This window comes from Synechococcus sp. CBW1006 (genome assembly GCF_015840525.1).
Taxonomy (GTDB): domain Bacteria; phylum Cyanobacteriota; class Cyanobacteriia; order PCC-6307; family Cyanobiaceae; genus CBW1002.
Genome location: NZ_CP060396.1, coordinates 2,649,497 through 2,670,607 on the forward strand (window position 1 = coordinate 2,649,497; position 21,111 = coordinate 2,670,607).

A 21,111-nucleotide genomic window follows, 5' to 3' on the forward strand; every position below is an offset into this window, starting at 1 on the left:
GACGGAGGTTGGCAGCTGGATCGTGGATCGACGCATTCGGTCATCGCCGTGGCCGGTACCGGCTGACCCAGTGCTGCAGGCGTTGCAGGGGAGTGGCTGTGGGGATCTCTGCGGGCCAGGTGGCCAGCAGCTGGCGTCCCATCGGGGTCAGCCGGACCCGCTCCGTCAGGCCCTGCCCATCCACCTCGCGCCGCAGGACGCCGAGCCGGATCAACCAGATCCAGTCGTTCTCGACCGAGTCGGGCGCAGCAACCCTGCCCCGGAAGAGGCGATCGAGGTCGGTCCGCTGGCAGAAGCCGGCGCTGCTGATCGCCTGATCGCTGACCAGCCCATAGAACGTACGCCGGTAGGGGAGGGAGCAGACGGCCCGCTCGGCCCGCTTCCAGGAGCGCTGGTCGCGTTCCTCGGCGTCTCCTTGAGGAGCCGTGTCGTTCGTCGGCTGTGGATGCATCAGGCGATTGTGGCCGCTTGTCCTCCCCACAGACCACACCCTTGAATCCGCAGGGTCTTTGATTCAATTGGACGACGTCCTGGAGATCCCGCGCCTGGCCGCGGCACCGGAATCGTCTGCACCGGACTGATCCTCACTGCCCTTTCCGCCGCGCCCCATGTTGTTGCTGGCCTCCGCCTCTCCTGCCCGCCGCCGCCTCCTGGAGCAGGCCTGTATTCCCCATCGGGTCCAGGTGAGTGGGGTCGATGAGGAGGCGATTCATCACCCCAATCCTGAACAGCTGGTCCAGAGGCTGGCCCAGGCGAAAGCCGAGGCGGTGCTGGCTCAGTTGCCAGATGCACGCAACCCTGCGTCGGTGCTGGAGGCAACGGAGGCCATGAAGACCTCGGCGGTGCTGGGCTGCGACTCCGTGCTCAGCATGGATGGCGACGTCTATGGCAAGCCTGTCGATGCAGACGAGGCCTGCCAACGCTGGCGCCGCATGGCCGGAGGTTGGGCCGAGTTGCATACAGGCCATTGCCTGATTCGGCTCAGCGGGGCCAGCCAGCCCGTTGACCCTCCGACTGATTCCTGCGTTTCCCCACCGTCAGTGCTGGCAGCGGCTGTGCAGCTGGCCACCGTCACCACTCGCGTGAAGTTTGCCTGCTTGAACGAGGCGGAGATCGCCGCCTATGTCGCCACCGGCGAACCGTTGCGCTGTGCCGGTGGCTTTGCCTTGGAGGGTCGTGGCGGGCTGTTGGTGGAGCAGATCCAAGGCTGCTTCAGCAACGTGATCGGTCTGAGCCTGCCGCTGCTGAACAACTGGCTGAGGCGTCCTTAGCGAAACAGGTTCTCGATCAGGTTCTGCAAGCCCGACCCACCGCTGGAAGGATTGCCGTAACCAGGATACTGGTTGCTGGGGTAGCGATTATCGGGATAACTGTTGTTCGGGTAACGGTTGTCCGGATAGCGGTTGTCGGGATAGCGGCCACTGGAATTGCTGCCACTGTCATTGCGGTAGGTCTCCAATTCCATATTGGCCCAGCGGAAGACGGTTGAACGCCCGCGGGTGCTGTAGGTCACGGGATAGGTTCCGGTCGCATCACTCATCACCAGCCGGCCCATGCGGTTGTAGAAGGTGTAGCGGCGACCGTCTCGCAGATCCACCACATAGGAGGTGCCACTGCTGGTGGCACGCCGTTGCAGATCGCATCGACCGCTGAAGATGCGCCGGTTCCGATCACTCAGTTGGCAAGTGGCGGTATCGTCAGCCGGATTGCGCCAGCTTTGGGTGGATCCACCACTGCTGTTGCCGAACAGCTGCTTGTTGAGCTGCTGGCTCACATTCTTTCGCTTGCGACCATCTTCCCAGCAGATCTGCTGCCGCAGGTCGCACTCCGCTCCGGTGCTGAATCGGATCTCCTCCTGGCGCGGCTTACCGGAGAGCCGATTCACAAGATCACGCTCCGCTTTGCTGCCGAATTCGTTGCGGGTGGCCTCGGTGGAGGGTCCTCTGCTGTCGTAGCAGATTTTCTGGCTCCGATCACAGACAAAGCCGTTGCGAGAGAGATCGAGCGTCTTGGTGTCAGCATGGGCCGGCTCCAGGGCGATCAGCGGAGCGACCAGGGCTGCAATCAGAAGGGGATAGACACTGGAGGTGCGATGCATGGCGTTGAGGCGGATGGGCTGTGCAGTCATCGGTTGGCTTGCGCTGCCGTGCCTGGGTCGAGGTGGCAGTGGAGTGAATTCTGTCTTTGAACAGGCGTTCCTAGAAGCAACTGTAGACGGTTTGACAGTCATTTCTTGTCTTAGGTGCAACTATTCCTATTTATTCTGATGGCGTTGATGGCGCGTTGATGGCGTCTTCTTGCACGTCCCTGGCAATCATGCTGCGAATCGCGGTGCCGTAGGCAGGCAGGCGCCGAAATTATTCATTCCTGTTCATCTGATCCTTCCCGGCTGCTGATCCGGCGGTTGTGGATCTGGGAAGAAGTCACAGACGCAGAAACCATAAAAAACCCCCACCGCGAGGTGAGGGCAGATCAGGCACCAGTCGTGGTTGATTCGCAGGGAAAGCCCTGGGTTGAATCAGTCGAGATCCGGCATCGACAGGGTGGGCTCGGCCTGACGGTCGATTCCCTTCTCGAAACCGGCGGCAGCGGCGCGGGCGCGACCGGCGTGCCAGAGGTGACCCACCAGGAAGAAGAAGGCCAGCACGAATTGGGTGGAGGCCAGCCACTGGCGGATATTCACGAAGTTCACCGAGTTGGGCTCGGTGATGATGCCGCCCACGGAGTTGAGGGAGGCGTTCGGCGCGTGGGTCATGTATTCAGCCGCGCGGCGCACTTGCCAGGGCTGAATGTCGTTCTGCAGCTTGTCGAGGCTCAGACCGTTCGGGCCACGCAGGGGCTCCAGCCAGGGGCCGCGGAAGTCCCAGAAGCGCATGGTTTCACCACCGAAGATGATCTCGCCGGTGGGGGAGCGCATCAGGTACTTACCCAGACCGGTGGGGCCCATGGCCGAACCGATGTTGGCGCCGAGGCGCTGGTCACGAACCAGGAAGGTGAAGCTCTGGGCCTGGGAGGACTCGGCGTTGGTGGGGCCGTAGAACTCGGAAGGATAGGCGGTGTTGTTGAACCAGATGTAGGCCGAGGCGATGAAGCTCATGAAGCTCAGGGCGCCAAGGCTGTAGCTGAGATAGGCCTCACCATTCCAGATGAAGGCGCGACGCACCCAGCCGAAGGGCTTGGTGATGACGTGCCAGATGCCACCGAAGATGCAGATCAGACCGATCCAGATGTGGCCACCGATGATGTCTTCCATCGAGTTGACCCCGATGATCCAGCCCTCGCCGCCGAAGGGGGCTCGGGTGAGATAACCGAAGATCACACCAGGGCTGAGGGTGGGGTTGGTGATGATGCGTACATCGCCGCCGCCGGGGGCCCAGGTGTCATAGACACCGCCGAAGAACATGGCCTTGAACACCAGCAGCAGGGCGCCCACACCGAGAAGGATGAGGTGGTAGCCGATGATGTTGGTCATCTGGTTCTTATCACGCCAATCCTGGGAGAAGAAGGCGGAATAGTTCTCCAGAATTTCCGGACCACGCAGGGCGTGATACAGGCCGCCTAGGCCAAGAACGGCGGAGCTGATCAGGTGCAGCACCCCCACCACAAAGAAGGGGTAGAGATCGGTGACTTCACCGCCGGGACCAACGCCGTAACCAAGGGTGGCGACGTGGGGGAACAGGATCAGACCCTGCTCGTACATGGGCTTGTCGAAGGTGAAGTGACTCACCTCGAAGAGCATCATGGCGCCGGCCCAGAACACCATCAGGCCAGCGTGGGCCACATGGGCGCCGAGCAGGCGACCGGACAGGTTGATCAGGCGGGCATTGCCCGCCCACCAGGCGTAACCAGTCGAATCGAGGTCCTTGCCCCCGACCGAACTGAGGTTGGGATTAGAGAGCGTTACCACGGGGCAGAACCTCTTCAGGGAAGACGAAGTTTTCGTGCGGCTGGTCGGCCGGGGCCATCCAGGCCCGCAGACCTTCATTCAGAAGGATGTTCTTCGTGTAGAAGGTCTCGAATTCGGGGTCCTCAGCGGCGCGGATCTCCTGCGACACGAAGTCGTAGGCACGCAGGTTGAGGGCCAGGCCGATGATGCCGATGCTGCTGGTCCACAGACCCATCACCGGCACGAACAGCATGAAGAAGTGCAGCCAGCGCTTGTTGGAGAAGGCGATCCCGAAGATCTGGCTCCAGAAGCGGTTGGCGGTGACCATCGAGTAGGTCTCCTCTTCCTGGGTGGGCTCGAACGCCTTGAAGGTGTTCGCCTGCTCGGAATCCTCAAACAGGGTGTTCTCCACCGTGGCGCCGTGGATGGCACAGAGCAGAGCACCGCCGAGGATGCCGGCCACTCCCATCATGTGGAAGGGATTCAGGGTCCAGTTGTGGAAGCCCTGCAGGAACAGCAGGAAGCGGAAGATCGCCGCCACCCCGAAGGAGGGGGCGAAGAACCAGCTGCTCTGGCCCAGCGGGTACATCAGGAAGACACTGACGAACACCGCGATCGGACCGGAGAAGGCGATGGCGTTGTAGGGACGGATGCCCACCAGGCGGGCGATCTCGAACTGACGCAGCATGAAGCCGATCAGGGCAAAGGCGCCGTGCAGGGCCACGAAAGGCCAGAGGCCGCCCAGCTGCACCCAGCGCACGAAGTCGCCCTGCGCCTCGGGGCCCCAGAGCAGCAGCAGGCTGTGGCCCATGGCGTCAGCGGGGGTGCTGACGGCGGCGGTGAGGAAGTTGCAGCCCTCCAGATAGGAGCTGGCGATGCCGTGGGTGTACCAGGAGGTGGCGAAGGTGGTGCCGGTGAGCCAGCCGCCCAGCGCCAGGTAGGCGGTGGGGAACAGCAGCAGACCGGACCACCCCACGAATACGAAGCGGTCGCGCTTGAGCCAGTCATCGAGGACGTCGAACCATCCCCGCTGCGGCGCGCGTCCAACAGCAATCGTCATGGGAAGAAACGGTGCGGGAAACCCGCGGAAGCTGTGTGGGATACCGGGCGATGGTAACAATGTTCCCAGCCAGCGCGAGACAGGCTGCAATGGGCTGACATGCCTTGGCGGAGCAGGGTTCTGAGGGCCTAGGTATTTCTGCTTTCGGTCGATCTCGATCTGGGGTTGGGCCTATGCGTCCGTCGGTGTGGCGGATGCAGACCGTGTTCGTCAGGCTTGCCGCCCGCGGGCCAAGATGGCCTCTCCGAACCCTGGCTCCTGCATGGCGGCTTTCGAAGCCCCGCACATCGCGATGTCCAACCCCGCCACCAGCCCCACCGATCTGCTGGAGCAACCGGTGCTGGGCTCAAGGCGTTGGTCCAATCTTCTTGTGGCGGCTGTGGTGACCACCGGCGGTGTCGGTTTCCTGCTCACTAGTGCCTCCAGCCGTTGGGGGATCGACCTGCTGCCGATCGGCCACCCGGCGGAGCTCGAGTGGGTGCCCCAGGGTCTGGTGATGGGTCTGTATGGCATCGCCGCCGTGTTGCTCGCCACCTACCTCTGGTCGGTGATCGGCATCGACGTGGGCGCTGGCGTCAACCGCTTCGACCGCCGTGCCGGCACCGCCACGATCGAGCGCCGCGGTTTCCGCCAGATGATCCGCGTCGAGATCCCTCTGCGGGAGATCCAGGCGGTGAAGATCGATGTGCGCGATGGTCTCAACCCCCGCCGCCGCCTGGCCCTGAAGGTGCAGGGCCGACGCGATCTGCCGCTCACCCGCGTGGGTGAACCCATCCCCCTGGCCGACCTGGAATTGTCGGGTGCCCAGCTGGCCCGCTTCCTCGGGGTAGCCCTCGAAGGGCAGTGATCCAGGCTTCCACCCCCTGTGCTGTGCTGCTTCGCTGATGCCGGATTTCTCCCCCCCTTGCTCGGATCCGTCCGCTGATCCGTCCGTTCTTCTCTCCCGTGATCGGTTCGCTGCCGAATCGGGGCACCCCGTCGTGACCCGTGGCCCGCAGGGCAGCACGCGGGATCGCCTCAGGGGCGTTCTGGGTCGCTCCCTCTGCGCCGGTCTGCTGTTGCTGCTGCCCTGGGTCCTGTCGGCCTGTGGCGCTGAGCCCCGCGCCCAGACCCTGGGCTGCGGCGTTTCGGGTGCGGCTTGCCTGAGTGGGACTGCCCTGGTGAGGCTGCAGACCGCCAAGGGAGAGGTGGAGATCAGCCTCGATGGCGCTGCCGCTCCCCTCACCGCCGGCAACTTCGTGGACCTGGTGAAGCGGGGCGCCTACAACAACACCGTCTTCCACCGGGTGGTGCGGGAGCCCGTGCCCTTCGTGGTGCAAGGGGGCGATCCGCTCAGCGCCAATCCGAAAGTGCCGGCCAGCCAGTACGGCACCGGTAGTTTCATCGAGCCCAGCAGCGGCGAGGCAAGGCTGATCCCCCTGGAGCTGACGGTCAAGGGCGAATCCGAACCCCGCTACGGCGAGCCGATCACCAACCCCAGCCTGACGCGCCAGCTGGCCCTGGTGCACCAGCGAGGAGCCGTGGCCATGGCCCGCTCCAACGACCCCAATTCCGCCAGCGCCCAGTTCTATGTGGCCCTGGAGGCTCTGCCGGAACTGGATGGCCGCTACGCGGTGTTCGGTCGGGTGACGAAGGGGATGGAGGTGGTGGACAAGATCCAGCAGGGCGACCGGCTGGTGAAAGCCACGCTCGTGGAGGGCGGCACCCTGGTGACGGACAAACCCTGAGAGAGGGCCTGAATGCTCAGGCCGGCACCCGTTTGGCTGAGGCCGTCACCTTCAGGTAGGCGGTGTTCACGCCGGAGGCCCGCTCCAGGGCCACCTTGCCGGTGCGGGCGATTTCGAGAATGCCGTAGGTCTCGAGGATCTGCTCGATCGCCACGAGCTTGCCCGGGTCTCCCACCACTTCCAGGGTGAGGGCGGTTTCGCCCACGTCGATCACGTTGGCTCGGAACACCTGCACCAGATCGAGGATGGCGGCGCGCTGCTCCGGTGGGGCCGCCACCTTGAGCAGCATCAGTTCCCGCTCCACCGATGGGATGGTGGAGAGGTCAGTCACGGCCAGCACGTTGACCAGCTTGTTGAGCTGCTTGGTCATCTGTTCCACCGTGCGGCTGTCGCCCTCCACCACCATGGTGAGACGCGAGACGCCACCTTTTTCGGCGGGTCCCACCGCCAGGCTCTCGATGTTGAAGCCCCGGCGGGCGAACAGGCCGGAGATCCGGCTGAGCGCACCGGACTCGTCTTCCACCAACACCGACAGGGTGTGTTTCATCACGGGGCGCGCCGAGGGCCGCAGGCTGGCCTCAAGTTACGTGTCCACCTCCCGGCACTGGCGAGGGCTGCACCCCCGGGCATCACCTCAGGGCATCACCTCAGGGCAGCCAGCCAGGGGAGCACCGCCTCATGAAAGGCCTCGGGCTGTTCGTCGTGGGGGCAGTGGCCCGCCTGCTCGAGCAGCACCAGCGGCAGCTCGGGCCGGACCGCCCGGCACTGCTCCGCCACCCGGGCCGGCACGAGGCGATCGTCGCGGCCCCAGAGCAGCAGCAGGGGTTGCCGCAGGCGCTGCAGCAGGGCCGGAGCGGTGGCGCCGTGGGGCCGCAGGGCCATGCCCACGCTCATCGCCCGCAGGGCCCGGGCGGCACCGGGGCGGCGGGCCGGCAGCGCGATCAGCCGATGCAGGGCAAGGTCGTCGAGCACCGGCAGCAGGTAGGCGCTCTGGATCCCCAGCCCCAGCAGGGGGGAGTGGGCCAGCAGGGGCACGATCAGCTCCAGAGGCAGCAGACGGCAGAGCAGGCGTACCGTCCAGCGCTTCAGGCGGCGCCAGCAGGGTGTCTCCCGTCGGATGGCTGCCGACGCGGCCAGCAGGGCCGGATCAGGCAGGGGCGCTGCCACCACGCCCCGCACCCAGGTGGGGAAGTACACCGCGCAGCTGAGGGCCACCAGACCACCGAGAGAGTGGCCGATCAGAACCGCCGGGGCCTGCACCACCTGCTCCAGGAAGGCCTGCAGCTGTCGGGCCCAGAGGCGATTGTCCAGGGTCCGTCCAGGGGCGGCTGCGGGCTGACTGGACGCACCGAAGCCCACAAGGTCGAGGGCGTAGACGCACCAGCCCGCGTCTGCCAGCGCAGGGGCGTTATGCCGCCAGTGGCCGCTGCCGGCTGCGAAGCCATGCACCAGCAGCAGGGGCGGATGCCGCCGATCGCCGAGCCAGCGCCAGTGCACCACCAGCCCCTGCCAGCGCCACACGGCGGCTTCGCCCCAGTCGGTCGACGGGCCCGTCGTCGTCGATGGCCGCGACCTTCCCATGACGGGTCCTGTGGGCGAGCGGAATCACCCCATCTTCAGGGGTCGTCGAGGTGCCCGAGTATCTGGCTGGGAGGCGGCGATCACCCCTACCTTGACGGGACGCAACGCCATGGCTGTTCCACCGCGGAGCACCAGTCCTGCCTTTCCGTTCGGGGTGCCGATGACCCAGTCTCATCCAGGCGTTTCCTGGCAGGCCTGGCGCCAGCCGCGTCGCAGGGTGCGGTTCAACGTGGGTCTGTCGATCCTCTTCCTGCCGGTGGTGATGTTCACCGGCATCACGGTGGCCGTGGTGTCGTACCAGCACGCCCGCCGATTGGTCACGGATCTGAACCATGCGCGGATGGCCGGCCTGGCCCGTGCCATGGACTGGCAGCTGCAGGAGAAGCTGAGCATCCCCGTGGCCAAGCGCCAGATTGTGGCGCTGATGGATCTGGAGGATCCGCAGCCCTTCCCGAGGCAGCTGCAGCGGCTCAAGGTGCTGCGCCAGGCCCTGGAGGCCACCCCGGCAATCTCGTCGTATTACCTGGGCTACGGCAATGGGGAGCGGCTGCAGTTGCGGCGCATCCGCTCCGAGGTCGACCGCACCGACTTCCGGCTCCCTGCCGAGGCTGCTTTTCTGGCCCAGATCGGCAGTCGGGAGTCGAACGGCCGGATCCGCACCCAGCAGGTGGTGCTGGATGGTGCCTTCCGCCAGCTGGAGATCCGCCCCGATCCGCTCTCCGCCAGCTTCGATCCCCGGCAGCGGCCCTGGTACCGCGCCGCCCTCGACAGCTCCGGCCCAGTGGCCACCCCGGTGTATCGGTTTGCTACCACCGGCCGACTGGGCATCAGCCTGGCGGAACGGGTGCCAGGCAGCGCCACGGTGGTGGGGGCGGATCTGCCGATCGACCAGGCCAGCGATGCGCTGCTGGAGCTGGGCCGATCCCTGGGGCATCTCAAGCAGGTGAAGCTGGCCCTGGTGGGCCCCCAGGGCAATGTGGTGGCCCTCAACGAGGCGGGCTACGGAGCGTTCCGGGCGGGAACGCCCAGCACCCTTGAGGGCATGAACCGCCTGGCGGATGCCACAACCCCGGTGTTCGCTCGGATCGGTGAGCAGTTCCCCGCCCTGCGTCAGTCCCTCGGCTACGGCGATCAGCTCCTCACCACCACCCTGCGCGTCGATGGCGAAGGGTGGGAGGTGGCCCTGGCCCGGGCTGTGCAGGTGGATCAGACCCAGACCTACCTGGCCATCGCCATCCCCACAGAGCAGTTGTTCGCCGGCGCGCGGCGCCTGCAGCAGACCGCCGTGCTCACAGCCTTCCTGGTGTTGCTGGTGGCCTCTCCGCTGGTCTGGCTGATTGCCCGGCTGGTGACCCGACAGCTGCGACGCCTGGCGCTGGAGGCCCAGGCAGTGCAGAACTTCGAGTTCGATGCGCCCCGCACGGTGGAGTCGGTGGTGACTGAAATCGATGAGCTCGCCACCAGCTTCGAGGCGATGAAGGGCACGATCCGCCGCTTCCTCGGGGTGAGTGCCGCCATTGCGGCGGAACCGGATTTCGAGCGGCTTCTGGTCCGGGTGCTCGACGAATCGATCGCCAACAGCCGCGCCCAGGGCGGCGCCCTGTTCCTCAACCTCGATGACGACAAGCAGCTCGATCCGGAGCTGCTGCGCAATGCGGCCGGCGAGACCCTGCCCAATACGCTGCCGCGTTTTCCCCTGGCCGACATCCGGCGGCTTTTGGTGGGCAAGGCCAGTGGCCGCCGGGCCACCACCGGCCGGATTTCTGCCGAAGGCTCCGCGATGGAGCGCAGGTTGGCGGGGGCGATGGCTGTGGACAACGTGCCCTACGTGAGCCTGCCGCTGCAGAGCCGTTCGGGCGACCTGCTCGGCATGCTGCTGCTGTGGTTCAGGGTTCCCCCCTCGGACCAGCGGGTGGCCTTCATGGAGGCCTTCTCCAGCACCGTGGCCACCACCCTGGAGACCCGCCAGCTGATCCGGGCCCAGAAGGCTCTGTTCCAGGCTTTCATCGAGTTGATCGCCGGCTCGATCGATGCCAAGAGTCCCTACACCGGCGGCCACTGCAAGCGGGTGCCGGAACTCACCAAGATGCTCGCCCAGGCCGCCTGCGAGGAGACCGAGGGTCCCTTCGCTGCGTTCTCCCTCTCGGAGGATCGCTGGGAGGCGGTGCACGTGGCCTCCTGGCTGCATGACTGCGGCAAGGTGGTCACCCCTGAGTACGTGGTGGACAAGGCCACCAAGCTCGAGACCCTTTACGACCGCATCCATGAGGTGCGGATGCGCTTCGAGGTGCTCAAGTGCGATGCCTGGATCCGCTACTACCAGGGCCTGCTGGAGGGCGGCAGGGCCGACGAGCTGGCCGTCGAGCGCGATAGCGACCTCCAGCACCTCGATCAGGATTTCGCCTTCGTGGCGGCGTGCAATCAGGGCGGAGAGTTTCTGGCGCCTGATCGGATCGAGCGGCTGCACTCCATTGCGCAACGCACCTGGTTGCGCACCCTGGATGACCGGCTCGGCATCTCCGACGAGGAACTGCGGCGTAAGCAGCTGCTGGCCGCCCCCACTCTGCCGGTGGAGGAGCCGCTGCTGGCCGACCGGCCCGATCACCGCATCGAACGGCTGCCGAGCGATCGGTTGGATCCGGACAACCCCTGGGGATTCAAGCTGCAGCCGCCGGAGCTGCTTTACGACCGGGGCGAACTGAAGAATCTTTCGATTTCGCGCGGCACCCTCACCGAAGAGGATCGCTACAAGATCAACGAGCACATCATCCACACCATCCGCATGCTTTCGGCCCTGCCGTTCCCGCGGCACATGAAGGATGTGCCCGAGCTGGCGGGCGGCCACCACGAAACCCTGATCGGCACCGGCTATCCCAAGGGCCTGAAGAAGGAGGAGATGAGTGATGTGGCACGGATGATGGCCATCGCCGACATCTTCGAGGCCCTCACGGCGGCGGATCGGCCCTACAAACCGATGAAGACGCTGTCGCAGGCGCTGAAGATCATGACCTTCATGCGCAAGGATCAGCACATCGATCCTGAGCTCTTCGCCCTGTTCATCCGCTCCGGGGTCTACAAGCGCTACGCCGAGCAGTTCCTCAGGCCCGAACAGATCGATGCCGTCGACGAGGAGGCCCTGTTGGCCGGTTGAGGCCTTCCCATGGCTGCTGTCTTCGCCATGGCTGATGTCTTCCCGTGGTTGACGCCATGACAGCACCATGCCCATGAGCAGATCGCACGCCTGCGATCCCACGGCCGAGTCCCCCCAGCGTCATGGCCCCCAGCTCCACCGGGAAGGGGCGGTGGAGCTGGATCCGGGCGGCGGCTTCTTCCGGCCCGAGTCGCGCCCCTCCCGCGATCTGGGTGTGCTGCTGGCGGCCTGGCTGGCGCGGCGGGGAACGGGAACCCTGCGGGTGCTCGATGGCATGGCCGGCTCCGGCATCCGGGCCCTGCGCTACGGCACTGAAGCCGGGGCCACATCGGTGTGGGCCAACGATGCCGACCCCGATCGCCGGCCTCTGCTGGAGCGCAACCTGGCGGATCTCTCGGCCCGTGGTGTGGAGCTGACGATCTCGATCCGCACCGTCCAGGCCCTGCTGGCGGAGGCCCTGATCCGGCAGGAGCGCTTCGATCTGATCGATCTCGATGCCTTCGGCTGTCCGGCGGCCCTGGTGCCACTCGCCCTGGAGGCGGTGGCCTTCGATGGCGTGCTCTATCTGGCCAGCACCGATGGCCGCTCCCCCACCGGCCACGACCGGCCCGCCGCCGTGCGACGGCTCGGGGCGGCAGCCCGGGCCCATCCGTCCAGCTGGGAGCTGGCCCTGCGGCTGCAGCTGGGGGTGATTGCGCGCGCCGCCTGGGCCCTGGGCCGTGGCGTGCAGCCCCTGTTCAGCTTCAGCGAGGGCCGCACCTTCCGCACGGCGGTGCGGCTGCGGCGCCGGGCGGCCCCCGGGGAGGAAAGCCGGCTGGGCCTGCTCGCCCTCTGCCACGGCTGCGGCGACCAGCAGGTGCAGAGCCTGCTGCAGCTGCGTCGCTGGGCTGCCTGCCTCTGCCACCAGGCCCCGACAGGAGAACCCACCCCACTGGCGATCAGCGGCCCCCTCTGGATCGGCCCGCTGCAGGATCCGGCAGCGCTCGGTGCCATGGCCCCGGGGGCGGAGACGCCTGCGCTGGAAGGTGTTCTGGAGCCCGCCAGTCTGAAGCTGCTGCGGCGCCTGCAGGCCGATCCCGCCGCCGTGGCGCGTTGCTGGCCCACCGCGGAGATCGCTCGCCGGCTGGGAGGAGGTCCGCCCCGGCTGGAGGCGATGATCCAGCATCTGCGCCAACGGGGCCACGGTGCCTGGGCCAGTGGAGTGATGGCGGCCCAGCTCCGCAGCGATGCCCCCTGGCCCGTGCTGCTGGAGGTGGCCCGTGCGGCTCAGGCCGGGACACTGCTAAATAGATTCGGCTTGCGTTCCAGCCCCGGTCATGGCCTCTGAAATCTTTGGCACCGCTGCCCTGTTCTGGGTGCTCATCCCTGTAGGGCTGGCCGGTGGGGTGTTGCTGCTGAAGCTGCTGAACGACTGACGCATCGGCTACCGATGCGCTCGTAGGCTCAGCCTGGTAGCGCATCCTCCATGCAGGTTCTGGTTGTTGGTGGAACGGGCACACTTGGCCGGCAGATCGCCAGGCGGGCCCTGGATGCCGGCCATCAGGTGCGCTGCATGGTGCGTTCCCCCCGCAAGGCCTCCTTCCTGCAGGAGTGGGGCTGTGAGCTCACCCGGGGGGATCTGATGGATCCTGAGAGTCTCGATTACGCCCTCGAAGGCCAGGAGGCGGTGATCGACGCCGCCACGGCCCGAGCCACCGATCCGGGCAGCGCTTACGACATCGACTGGACCGGCAAGCAGAACCTGTTCGCCGCCTGCAGCCGCGCCGGCGTCAAGCGGTTGGTGTTTCTGTCGTTGCTGGATGCGGCCCTGCACCGCAGCGTGCCGCTGATGGAGATCAAGGCCTGCACCGAGGCCTGGCTGGAGGCTTCCGAGTTCGACTACACGATCCTGCGGGGCGTGGCCTTCATGCAGGGTCTGATCAGTCAGTTCGCGATCCCGGTGCTCGAGAGCCAGACGGTTTGGGTGAGTGGGGTTCCCACGCCGATCGCCTACATGAACACGCAGGACCTGGCCGCCTTCGCCGTGGCCGCCCTGGAACGGCCTCAGACCGTGCGGAAGGCATTCCCGGTGGTGGGGCCGAGGGCCTGGAACACCGGTGAGATCACCCAACTGTGTGAGCGCTACAGCGGCCGTGAGGCACGGGTGTTCCGGGTGCCGCCGCTGCTGTTGAAGGGGATGCAGGCTGTGGCCAGTTTCTTTGAAGCCAGCCTCAACGTGGCCGAGCGGCTCGCCTTCGCCGAAGTGACCGGCGGCGGCCGTCCGTTGGATGCGCCGATGGAGGAGAGCTATGCCGCCTTCGGCCTCGATCCAGCTGCTACCACCAAACTGGAGGATTACCTGAAGGAGTACTACGACACCATCCTCAAACGCCTGCGCGACATGGAGGCCGATCTCGATAAGGATGCCAAGAAGAAGCTGCCGTTCTGAACAAGCCTGGCCTGACAGAGTGCCCTGGACCTGATTCACGCCCTGGTGATCAGCGGCATCGCCCCCTGTTGGTCACAAGCAGAGGGTGCGTCCGGCGGGGCCTGGGGATTTCGCGTAACGTTGTCATTGGATTTCTTGCTTTTCTGGGAAGATACTTCTCAGAGCTGGGCCATGGTCTAGACTGGCGGATGTGCAGTTAACCCGATAAATCGCCGATGTTTACTCTTCAAAGAGCCACCCAGATCTTCCCCGAAACCCTCTCCGCCGATGTGGTTCCGGCCATCACGGCCCGCTTCCGCCTGTTGAGTGCAGAGGATCAGCTGGCCCTGATCTGGTACGCCTACCTCGAGATGGGAACCACGATCACGGTGGCCGCCCCTGGCGCCGCACGCATGCAGTTCGCGGAGCCGGTGCTCAACCAGATCAAAGCCATGGGGGCGGCGGAGCAGACCCAGGTGATGTGTGATCTGGCCAACCGCAGCGACACCACCATCTGCCGCGCCTATTCCAACTGGTCGGTGAATATCAAACTGGGCTTCTGGTATCAGCTTGGTGAGTGGATGGCCGCCGGTCTGGTGGCCCCGATTCCCAAGGATTACCAGCTCTCCGCCAATGCCTCGGCTGTGCTCACCGCCCTCAAGGGGGTGGAGCAGGGTCAGCAGATCACCCTGCTGCGCAACTTCGTGGTGGACATGGGTTTTGATCCCCAGAAAGGAGAGGGTCAGCGGGTGATGGAGCCAATCGTGGCTCCCACGCCGGAAGACCAGCGCCAGAAGGTGTTCATCGAAGGGGTGATCAATCCCACGGTGAACTCCTATATGGATCTGCTCAACGCCAACGATTTCGACAATCTCATCAAGCTCTTTCTGCCGGATGGAGCGCTCCAGCCCCCCTTCCAGAAGCCGATCGTGGGCACCGATGCCATTCTGAGCTTCTTCCGGGAAGAGTGCCAGAACCTGCGCCTGCTGCCCGAGCGGGGCTATGCCGAACCCACCGATGGGGATTTCACCCAGATCAAGGTGACCGGCAAGGTTCAGACCCCCTGGTTCGGGGCCAACGTGGGCATGAACGTCGCCTGGCGCTTCCTGCTCAACCCGGAAGGCAAGATCTACTTCGTGGCCATCGATCTGTTGGCTTCCCCCGCCGAACTCCTCAAGTTCGCTCGTTGAGGCCTGCCACCCGAACCGGTCTTCTGCTGGCATGCACGATCCTGCTGGCCTGGCTGATCAGCCTGGCCAGCCTGGTGATCGTTGATCCGTCTCGGCTGCCCTGGCAGCTGGTGCTGCTGGCCGTGCTCGGACGGACCTTTCTGCAGACAGGCCTCTTCATCGTCGGCCACGACGCGATGCACGGCACCCTCTGGCCAGAGCGGAAGCGCTGGAACCACAGGATCGGCGCCCTGGCCCTGCAGCTGTACGCCGCCCTGCCCTACCGCGCCTGCCGCCGCAATCACCACCGGCATCATCGGGCGCCGGTCAGTGCTCTCGATCCGGATGGTCCTCCCCATCCCGGCAGTGGTGTGGTGAGCTGGTACATCCGCTTCATGGCGGGGTATCTGTCCTGGCTCCAGATGATGCGCTTGCTCGGCGGCTGGCTCCTTCTGGCTCTGGTGGCCCAGGTGTTGTCCGTGGCTCTGGTCAACACGGGCGCTGGCAGCAGTGCTGTATCCGCCATCAGCAATGTCTTGCTGTTCTACAGCCTGCCGCTGCTGTTGAGCTCTCTGCAGATGTTTGCCTTCGGGACCTATCTCCCCCACCGACAGCAGCGTCACAGCCAGGGCCTGGGTGCGATTGAAAGCCTGAATCTTTCAGCGCCGCTGTCCCTGCTGGCCTGCTATCACTTCGGCTATCACCGAGAACACCACCAGTGGCCGGATCTGGCCTGGTTTCAACTTCCTGAGCGGAGATCCAGCGCGCTGCCAACCGCCCATCCGTTACGCTTGTTACCAAGGTGTATGAAGCTGAGCAGACCCCAGCCGACAGCCTCTTCAAGATCATGAACATGAACGATTCTATTGTGACCGGCTGGAGTGAACAGGAAGAGGCCATTGCTCGCGGGGCGTTCGATCGTGCCCAGCGGCGGGCTGTGCACGTCCTGATTGAGGCGATCAGGGTGCAGTCTGGCCGCCTGGATTCGATTGATTCGGTCTGGAATCTGCATGATTTTCTCAGCACACAGCGCTACCAGATCGAGGGGCGTTTCGATTTTCGTCTCGATGGAATTCTGTTTGTTTTCGCCAGTCTGGTGAAGGAGAAATTGCTTTCTCTCGAAGAACTTGAGGGTCTCGGAGACGAGAAGCTGGCCAAAATCAAGGCCATGTCCCTGTTCTGAACTCTCGTTGCGATCTCTCCAGAAGCGTCGCGGCTGGCCGGGTAAACTCTTAGATTGTGCTGCTGGACGGATGTCGATTGCGCAGATCAAGAACCTGCAGCGCCGCCTCGCCAATCTTGAGCAGGAAGCGATCGAGGAGATCAACCGGGCCTGCGGCCATGAGCTCTGGCAGAGCCTTGGTTTCGATGCTCTCGATACACTTGAGGATCCGGATCGTCGCTCGCGGGCGAACTATTACTACGGCCAGCTGCAAACGGTGCGTGAACTGCGCGACGTCATCAGCTGAGCGAGCCGCACGGACCACGGCCAGGCCTCCCTATCCGCCGCCGCCGGCCCGCCCCGATTTCCCACCGCCGGCCCGTCCGCCCCGACCCGGGGAGCGCCGGCCGGAGGGGCTCCTGCCTGCCGACAGCGTACGGAGCGATGGCTGCCCACTTGCGGGTTGACGCAACAGCTCCTGCACACGGCGATCCTCTTCGGGGGTCAGCGCACGCCAGCGGCCTGGATCCAGGCCGCTCAGGTTCAGGGGAGGCTCTCCATCCATCAGGTCGATGGAGGCGCGCACCAGCCGCAGGGTGGGATGGCCCACTGCAGCAGTCATCCGGCGTACCTGGCGGTTGCGACCCTCCCGCAATTGCAGCTCCAGCCAGGCGGTGGGAATGGTGAGGCGATGGCGGATCGGCGGCACCCGCTCCGGCAGTTGCGGCGCAGGCAGGGCACGAGCGCGGGCCGGCAGGGTGCGCTCTCCCTGCACCATCACCCCTTCAGCCAGCCGCTGCAGGGCCTCGGCACTGGGTTCGCCTTCCACCTGGACCCAGTAGGTGCGCCAGTGGCCCCAGGCTGGATCGGTGAGGCGATGTTGCAGAGGGCCGTGGTCGGTGAGCAGCAGCAGGCCCTCGCTGTCTGCATCCAGGCGGCCGGCGGCATAGACGCCAGGCACTGGAATGAAGGAGGCCAGGCAATCCCAGCGACTTTCAGGTTCCGGCGTGAACTGGCTCAGGACCCCATAGGGCTTGTGGAAGAGCAGATGGGTCAGAGGCGGGCCTGCCAGAGGTTCACCACGCCGATCGCGATCAGCAGCAGTCCGAGATCCATCGACAGAGGAGGCAGAACCATGGGGCGCAGCGGTGATCCGGGTGAAAGCGCAGCGACCCTAGGGCCCTCGACCGGCCACCCGGTGGGAGCGGAGCGGGCCGGAAGGGCGAGATCTAGACTGAGGGCAGTGATCTTCGTCTGCCCCGCCACCGCCGCATGATTGAAACCTCGGGAGTGATTGAGAAGGAACAGGGCAACGGCTTCTATCTGGTGACCCTGGAGCAGCCCGCTGGGCACCAGTGTCTGTGCCGTGCGGCCGGCAAGCTCACCAAGTTCCGCATCAAGCTCCTCGCCGGCGACAAGGTGCTGGTGGAGATCAGCCCCTACGACCTCACCCGCGGCCGCATCACCTACCGCGAGCGCAACGCCGGAGCCACTGGCCCCCGGCCGGGCGGCAACCGCCCCGGCGGCCCCCGTCGCCGCTGAGGCGATGGTTCAGAGCTGAGCCGATCCAGATCAGGCCCAGCTCTGACCTCCTGTTGTCTCAGCCCACCGGCGCACCCAGCAGGGATTCGATCGCGGCCTTGAATTCGCTGCGTTGCTTGACGCCGCGGAATTGCTGTTTGAGCTCCTTGCCGAAGAACAGCTGCACCGTTGGGGTGCCGCTGACGCCAGCCTGAACGGCAATCTCCTGATCGGCATCGATGTCGATCTCGACACCCTGGGCACGCCCGCCGAGTTCCTCCAGCACCCGCTTCAGCTGGGGCTTGAGCACGTGGCAGGGGCCACAGGTGGGTGAGGTGTAGACCACCAGCAAGGGCTTGCTGCTGTCGTGGTACAGCTTGCGCAAGGCATAGCCCCCTTTCTGCCAGAGGGCATCAGGATCGAAATTGTCGCCATCGCTGGTGACGGTTCGCACCGGTTCACCGGCCGGGGCCGGATCCACCGGATCGTGGCTCACGGTCACCGCCAGATCGTGATGGGTGAGCCAGCGTTCGGCAGCCAGGGCGGCCTGGCAGCCGCTGCCGGCGGCGGTGATGCCCTGGCGCCATTCCGCATCGGCCACGTCACCGGCGGCGAACACGCCCTCCAGGCTGGTTTCGGGTCGGCCCGGCCGGGTCACGAGGTAGCCGAGCGAATCGAGTTCCAGCTGGCCGCGCACCAGACGGGTGTTGGGGGTATGACCGATCGCATAGAAGAGGCCGCGCACGGCCAGCTCCTCCGTGGCGCCCTGGCCTGTGCTGCCTGAATCGGTGGCCGCCGCGCTCGTGTCGCTCAGGGTGAGGCTCTCCAGCCAGCCGTTGCCGCTGGCCCCCACGACCTGACGGTTCCAGTGCACGGTGATGGCGGGGTTGGCCAGCACCCGATCGGCCATGGCGGCGCTGGCGCGCAGTTTGTGGGTGCGCACGATCAGGTGGACACGGCTGCCGTATTTGGTGAGGTACACGGCCTCTTCGCAGGCGGAATCACCGCCTCCCACCACGGCCAGCTCAGCGTCGCGGTATTGGGGCGTGGCGCCATCACAGATGGCACAGGCGCTGATGCCATGGCTCCAGAAGGTCTCCTCCTCCGGCAGGCCCAGGCGGTTGGCGCTGGCCCCGGTCGCCAGGATCACGGACTGGGTTTCGATCACCCGGTCTTCGGCGGTGATCCGGTAGGGACGGCGGGAGAGGTCGATGGCGCTGGCATCGGCTTCCACCAACCGGGTACCCCACCGCACAGCCTGGGCCTTCATGCGGTCCATCAGGTCCGGGCCGAGGATGCCGTCCGGAAAGCCTGGGAAGTTTTCCACGTGGGTGGTGGTCATCAGCTGACCACCGGGAATGCCGCCGTCCTGGAAGCCGGTGATCAGCACCGGGCTGAGGTTGGCGCGAGCGGCATAGATGGCTGCGGTGTAACCGGCGGGCCCGGAGCCCACGATCACGAGGTTCTCCGGAGAGGGACTCAGCGACGACTCTGCCCCTGGAGACGGTGCGTCCACGGACGGCGGCGTTCCCATCGGCTTAGGCGGAATGACTATGAGTTGAGCCTAGGGGATGGCTGAGCGGGTCGTGGCGATGCTGGCCAAAGACCGATCAGATCTCGAGCAGGCCGTCGGTTTCGGGGTGCTGACCTTCACCCAGCCGGCGCGGCACCATCAGCACATTGGCCTCGAGCATTTCAGGATGTTCCTCGAGGCAGAGGAGCCACTCGCGGAACTCCTCGTTCAGGGCAAAACTGTCTTCGTACTGTTCAAGGGCGTCAAGCGTGGCCCGTCGCGCGAGGGCCCAGCAGACGGCCACCGTTAGGCGTCGATGCACCGAGGCGTCCATGGATTGATGGGCGGATGCGCACACGCTGCCGGTCCATCGGCTGGTTCGTGGTGTCGGTTGACACAACGTTGTAGATCAAGCCACACCAGCTCTATCACAAAACTGCATGTCAAGCACTGCGACGCAAAAAATCGGGAAGCTGGGGGGCACCCAGCCGGATCACGTCCCCAGCCCGGTCGCGCAGGGCCTGCAGCGGCAGACCGGTTGAGGGCATCGAGCCGGCGGATTCCGGAGCCTGTTCGCTGCTGCGGCTGCGGATCAGATAGGGCTCGCTCAGCGACCAGCTGCGGGCGTAGCGCATCAGCAGGGGGTCGGCCGGCGCGAACACGTAGGAGCACTGGCGCGGCACCGGCTCCAGGGCGGCACGGCTGCCATCCATGCGCACCGCCCGGGTGATCCCCTGCAGGAAACGGGTGCGGGTCACCACCGTGGTGAGGTAGGCCACCACCCGCAGCCGCGGCGCATCAAAACCCTCGGCGCACATATCGATGCTCACCAGCCAGCGGCCCTCGCCGCGCTGAAAAGCCTGCAGGCGATCGTTGGCCTCGGGATCCTGCGAGTGCACCAGCTGCACCCGGTCGCCCTCCTCCTCCAGCAACCCGGTGATCCGGCGGGCGTGGGCGATGTCGCGGGCGATCACCAGGCCGCCCGCCTCGGGATGCTCCTGACGCACCTCCTCCAGTTTGCGCCGGGCCCGGATCAGCAGATGCATGGCAATACTGCTGGAATCCCCCAGTTGGATGGCGCGCCGCAGGTTGCGGGCCCGCCAGCTCTCCCGTTCTTCAGCCGAGAGGGGTGAGGTTTCGCCATCGGGATCATCGGGGCGGCGGCCGTGATCCACGCAGCCGTCCTGGAAGCGGAACTCGAGGGGGCGCACATCACCGGCCGCGATCAGCTCCTGTGGTTCGACGCTGAGGTCGGGCACGATCCGTTCCACCGTCGTGTCACCTTCGGTGGCCTGCACCCGGCGGGCGGCACAGAAGGCGAGGTTGTCGGCCCGGAACGGAGTACCGGTGAGCCCCAGCCGCAGGCCGGCTGTGGCGGTGAGCCGGCTGAAGGCATGACCCCAGGCGCTGGCCTCCGGCTCGTCTGGATCGAGCCCGAGATGGTGCACCTCATCGGCGATCGCCATCCAGGCTCCCAGGCCTGGATCCGCCAGCAGAGCCGCCAGCCGTTCGCTGTGGCGACTTGCGCTCTGATAGGTGATCAGCAGACCGTGGCTGTCGGCGCTCCGCTGCGGCTGCTCGGGTTCCCAGAGGGCCAGGCGCAGCCCCAGACGGGCCGAGGAGGCCTGCCACTGGCCGCCGATGGAACTGCGGTGGCAGAACACCACGAAGCGGCTCAGGTGGCCGTCCCGGTGCAGCCGCTGAAAGCCGAGCAGGGCACCCAGCGTCTTGCCGGCGCCGGGACCGGCGTTGATCAGCACGTCGTGGCCGTTGGGGTGAGGCTGCAGCAGGCGGCGACGCAGCAGCTGCAGCAACAGCACCTGCCACTGGCGGGGCTGCACCGCAGAGCCGGCCAGGCTGCCCGGTTCCGGCCCCAGATCGAACGACGGCGAATTCATCGCCCGATTCTGCTGCCGTCGCGCTGGATCTTGAGC

22 protein-coding genes are annotated in these 21,111 nt (G+C 65.9%); 12 read left to right on the forward strand and 10 right to left on the reverse strand.

Annotated elements, in window-relative coordinates; genetic code table 11:
* Positions 1 to 40: 40 nt before the first annotated feature.
* A complete protein-coding gene (locus H8F26_RS12880; RefSeq protein WP_197154538.1) occupies positions 41 to 451 on the reverse strand; it encodes an Npun_F0494 family protein in 411 nt (136 codons plus the stop codon).
* 157 nt (positions 452 to 608) lie between these two features.
* Between H8F26_RS12880 and H8F26_RS12885 the strand changes: the two genes are divergently transcribed.
* Complete coding sequence (locus H8F26_RS12885; protein WP_197154540.1) at positions 609 to 1,271, forward strand: nucleoside triphosphate pyrophosphatase; 663 nt, start codon at positions 609 to 611, stop codon at positions 1,269 to 1,271.
* Here the strand turns inward: H8F26_RS12885 and H8F26_RS12890 are convergent.
* From H8F26_RS12890 to psbD, 3 genes are all read right to left on the reverse strand, one after another.
* On the reverse strand, positions 1,268 to 2,128 hold the full coding sequence (locus tag H8F26_RS12890) for a YcgJ family protein (RefSeq protein WP_197154542.1): 861 nt from the start codon (positions 2,126 to 2,128) through the stop codon (positions 1,268 to 1,270). The two genes, H8F26_RS12885 and H8F26_RS12890, sit on opposite strands and share 4 nt — an antisense overlap.
* 390 nt (positions 2,129 to 2,518) lie before the next feature.
* Positions 2,519 to 3,907, reverse strand: coding sequence for a photosystem II reaction center protein CP43 (gene psbC, locus H8F26_RS12895; protein ID WP_197154551.1), 1,389 nt, complete (start codon positions 3,905 to 3,907; stop codon positions 2,519 to 2,521).
* Complete coding sequence (psbD, locus tag H8F26_RS12900) at positions 3,891 to 4,946, reverse strand: photosystem II D2 protein (photosystem q(a) protein) (RefSeq protein WP_197154553.1); 1,056 nt, start codon at positions 4,944 to 4,946, stop codon at positions 3,891 to 3,893. The genes psbC and psbD overlap by 17 nt, the downstream gene beginning before the upstream one ends.
* A gap of 292 nt (positions 4,947 to 5,238) precedes the next feature.
* Here psbD and H8F26_RS12905 point away from each other — a divergent pair, with 292 nt between their 5' ends.
* Both H8F26_RS12905 and H8F26_RS12910 read left to right on the forward strand, forming a co-directional pair.
* Positions 5,239 to 5,793, forward strand: coding sequence for a photosystem I assembly protein Ycf4 (locus tag H8F26_RS12905; protein ID WP_197154555.1), 555 nt, complete (start codon positions 5,239 to 5,241; stop codon positions 5,791 to 5,793).
* Positions 5,794 to 5,830: 37 nt separating this feature from the next.
* Positions 5,831 to 6,673 (forward strand): peptidylprolyl isomerase, encoded by an 843-nt coding sequence (locus H8F26_RS12910; protein WP_197154557.1) that lies wholly within the window; start codon positions 5,831 to 5,833, stop codon positions 6,671 to 6,673.
* 16 nt (positions 6,674 to 6,689) lie between these two features.
* Here H8F26_RS12910 and ilvN read toward each other — a convergent pair whose 3' ends face one another.
* Both ilvN and H8F26_RS12920 read right to left on the reverse strand, forming a co-directional pair.
* Entirely contained in the window at positions 6,690 to 7,220 is a 531-nt protein-coding gene (gene ilvN, locus H8F26_RS12915) for an acetolactate synthase small subunit (RefSeq protein ID WP_197154565.1), read from the reverse strand.
* A 95-nt stretch (positions 7,221 to 7,315) separates the two neighbouring features.
* Positions 7,316 to 8,254 (reverse strand): alpha/beta fold hydrolase, encoded by a 939-nt coding sequence (locus H8F26_RS12920; protein WP_197154573.1) that lies wholly within the window; start codon positions 8,252 to 8,254, stop codon positions 7,316 to 7,318.
* A 109-nt stretch (positions 8,255 to 8,363) separates the two neighbouring features.
* On the opposite strand from H8F26_RS12920, the gene H8F26_RS12925 reads away from it, so the two are divergent.
* From H8F26_RS12925 to H8F26_RS12960, 8 genes are all read left to right on the forward strand, one after another.
* The gene (locus tag H8F26_RS12925) at positions 8,364 to 11,405 is read left to right on the forward strand and encodes an HD domain-containing phosphohydrolase (RefSeq protein ID WP_197154575.1); all 3,042 of its coding nucleotides are present in this window, start codon (positions 8,364 to 8,366) and stop codon (positions 11,403 to 11,405) included.
* A 73-nt stretch (positions 11,406 to 11,478) separates the two neighbouring features.
* Positions 11,479 to 12,732 carry a N2,N2-dimethylguanosine tRNA methyltransferase gene (locus tag H8F26_RS12930; protein ID WP_197154577.1) on the forward strand — a complete coding sequence of 418 codons (1,254 nt, stop codon included), beginning with the start codon at positions 11,479 to 11,481 and terminating at the stop codon, positions 12,730 to 12,732.
* On the forward strand, positions 12,722 to 12,820 hold the full coding sequence (petM, locus tag H8F26_RS12935) for a cytochrome b6-f complex subunit PetM (RefSeq protein WP_197154579.1): 99 nt from the start codon (positions 12,722 to 12,724) through the stop codon (positions 12,818 to 12,820). The genes H8F26_RS12930 and petM overlap by 11 nt, the downstream gene beginning before the upstream one ends.
* A 50-nt stretch (positions 12,821 to 12,870) precedes the next feature.
* Positions 12,871 to 13,833, forward strand: coding sequence for an NAD(P)H-binding protein (locus H8F26_RS12940; RefSeq protein ID WP_197154581.1), 963 nt, complete (start codon positions 12,871 to 12,873; stop codon positions 13,831 to 13,833).
* 215 nt (positions 13,834 to 14,048) lie between these two features.
* Positions 14,049 to 15,002, forward strand: a complete 954-nt coding sequence (locus H8F26_RS12945; protein ID WP_197154583.1) for an orange carotenoid-binding protein — start codon at positions 14,049 to 14,051, stop codon at positions 15,000 to 15,002.
* The gene (locus H8F26_RS12950; protein WP_197154584.1) at positions 14,999 to 15,832 is read left to right on the forward strand and encodes a fatty acid desaturase; all 834 of its coding nucleotides are present in this window, start codon (positions 14,999 to 15,001) and stop codon (positions 15,830 to 15,832) included. Before H8F26_RS12945 ends, H8F26_RS12950 begins: the two co-directional genes overlap by 4 nt.
* A 2-nt stretch (positions 15,833 to 15,834) precedes the next feature.
* On the forward strand, positions 15,835 to 16,164 hold the full coding sequence (locus tag H8F26_RS12955) for a hypothetical protein (protein WP_197154586.1): 330 nt from the start codon (positions 15,835 to 15,837) through the stop codon (positions 16,162 to 16,164).
* 70 nt (positions 16,165 to 16,234) lie between these two features.
* On the forward strand, positions 16,235 to 16,450 hold the full coding sequence (locus tag H8F26_RS12960) for a hypothetical protein (RefSeq protein ID WP_197154588.1): 216 nt from the start codon (positions 16,235 to 16,237) through the stop codon (positions 16,448 to 16,450).
* A gap of 30 nt (positions 16,451 to 16,480) precedes the next feature.
* On the opposite strand, the gene H8F26_RS12965 is transcribed toward H8F26_RS12960, so the two are convergent.
* Positions 16,481 to 17,215, reverse strand: coding sequence for a pseudouridine synthase (locus H8F26_RS12965; RefSeq protein WP_231605629.1), 735 nt, complete (start codon positions 17,213 to 17,215; stop codon positions 16,481 to 16,483).
* A 200-nt stretch (positions 17,216 to 17,415) separates the two neighbouring features.
* Here H8F26_RS12965 and infA point away from each other — a divergent pair, with 200 nt between their 5' ends.
* Positions 17,416 to 17,685, forward strand: coding sequence for a translation initiation factor IF-1 (gene infA / locus H8F26_RS12970; RefSeq protein WP_015108791.1), 270 nt, complete (start codon positions 17,416 to 17,418; stop codon positions 17,683 to 17,685).
* Between the two features lie 58 nt (positions 17,686 to 17,743).
* Here infA and H8F26_RS12975 read toward each other — a convergent pair whose 3' ends face one another.
* From H8F26_RS12975 to H8F26_RS12985, 3 genes are all read right to left on the reverse strand, one after another.
* On the reverse strand, positions 17,744 to 19,198 hold the full coding sequence (locus H8F26_RS12975) for an FAD-dependent oxidoreductase (RefSeq protein ID WP_197154590.1): 1,455 nt from the start codon (positions 19,196 to 19,198) through the stop codon (positions 17,744 to 17,746).
* 76 nt (positions 19,199 to 19,274) lie between these two features.
* A complete protein-coding gene (locus H8F26_RS12980) occupies positions 19,275 to 19,511 on the reverse strand; it encodes a hypothetical protein (protein WP_197154592.1) in 237 nt (78 codons plus the stop codon).
* Between the two features lie 109 nt (positions 19,512 to 19,620).
* A complete protein-coding gene (locus H8F26_RS12985) occupies positions 19,621 to 21,075 on the reverse strand; it encodes a DEAD/DEAH box helicase (RefSeq protein ID WP_197154594.1) in 1,455 nt (484 codons plus the stop codon).
* Positions 21,076 to 21,111 lie beyond the last annotated feature (36 nt).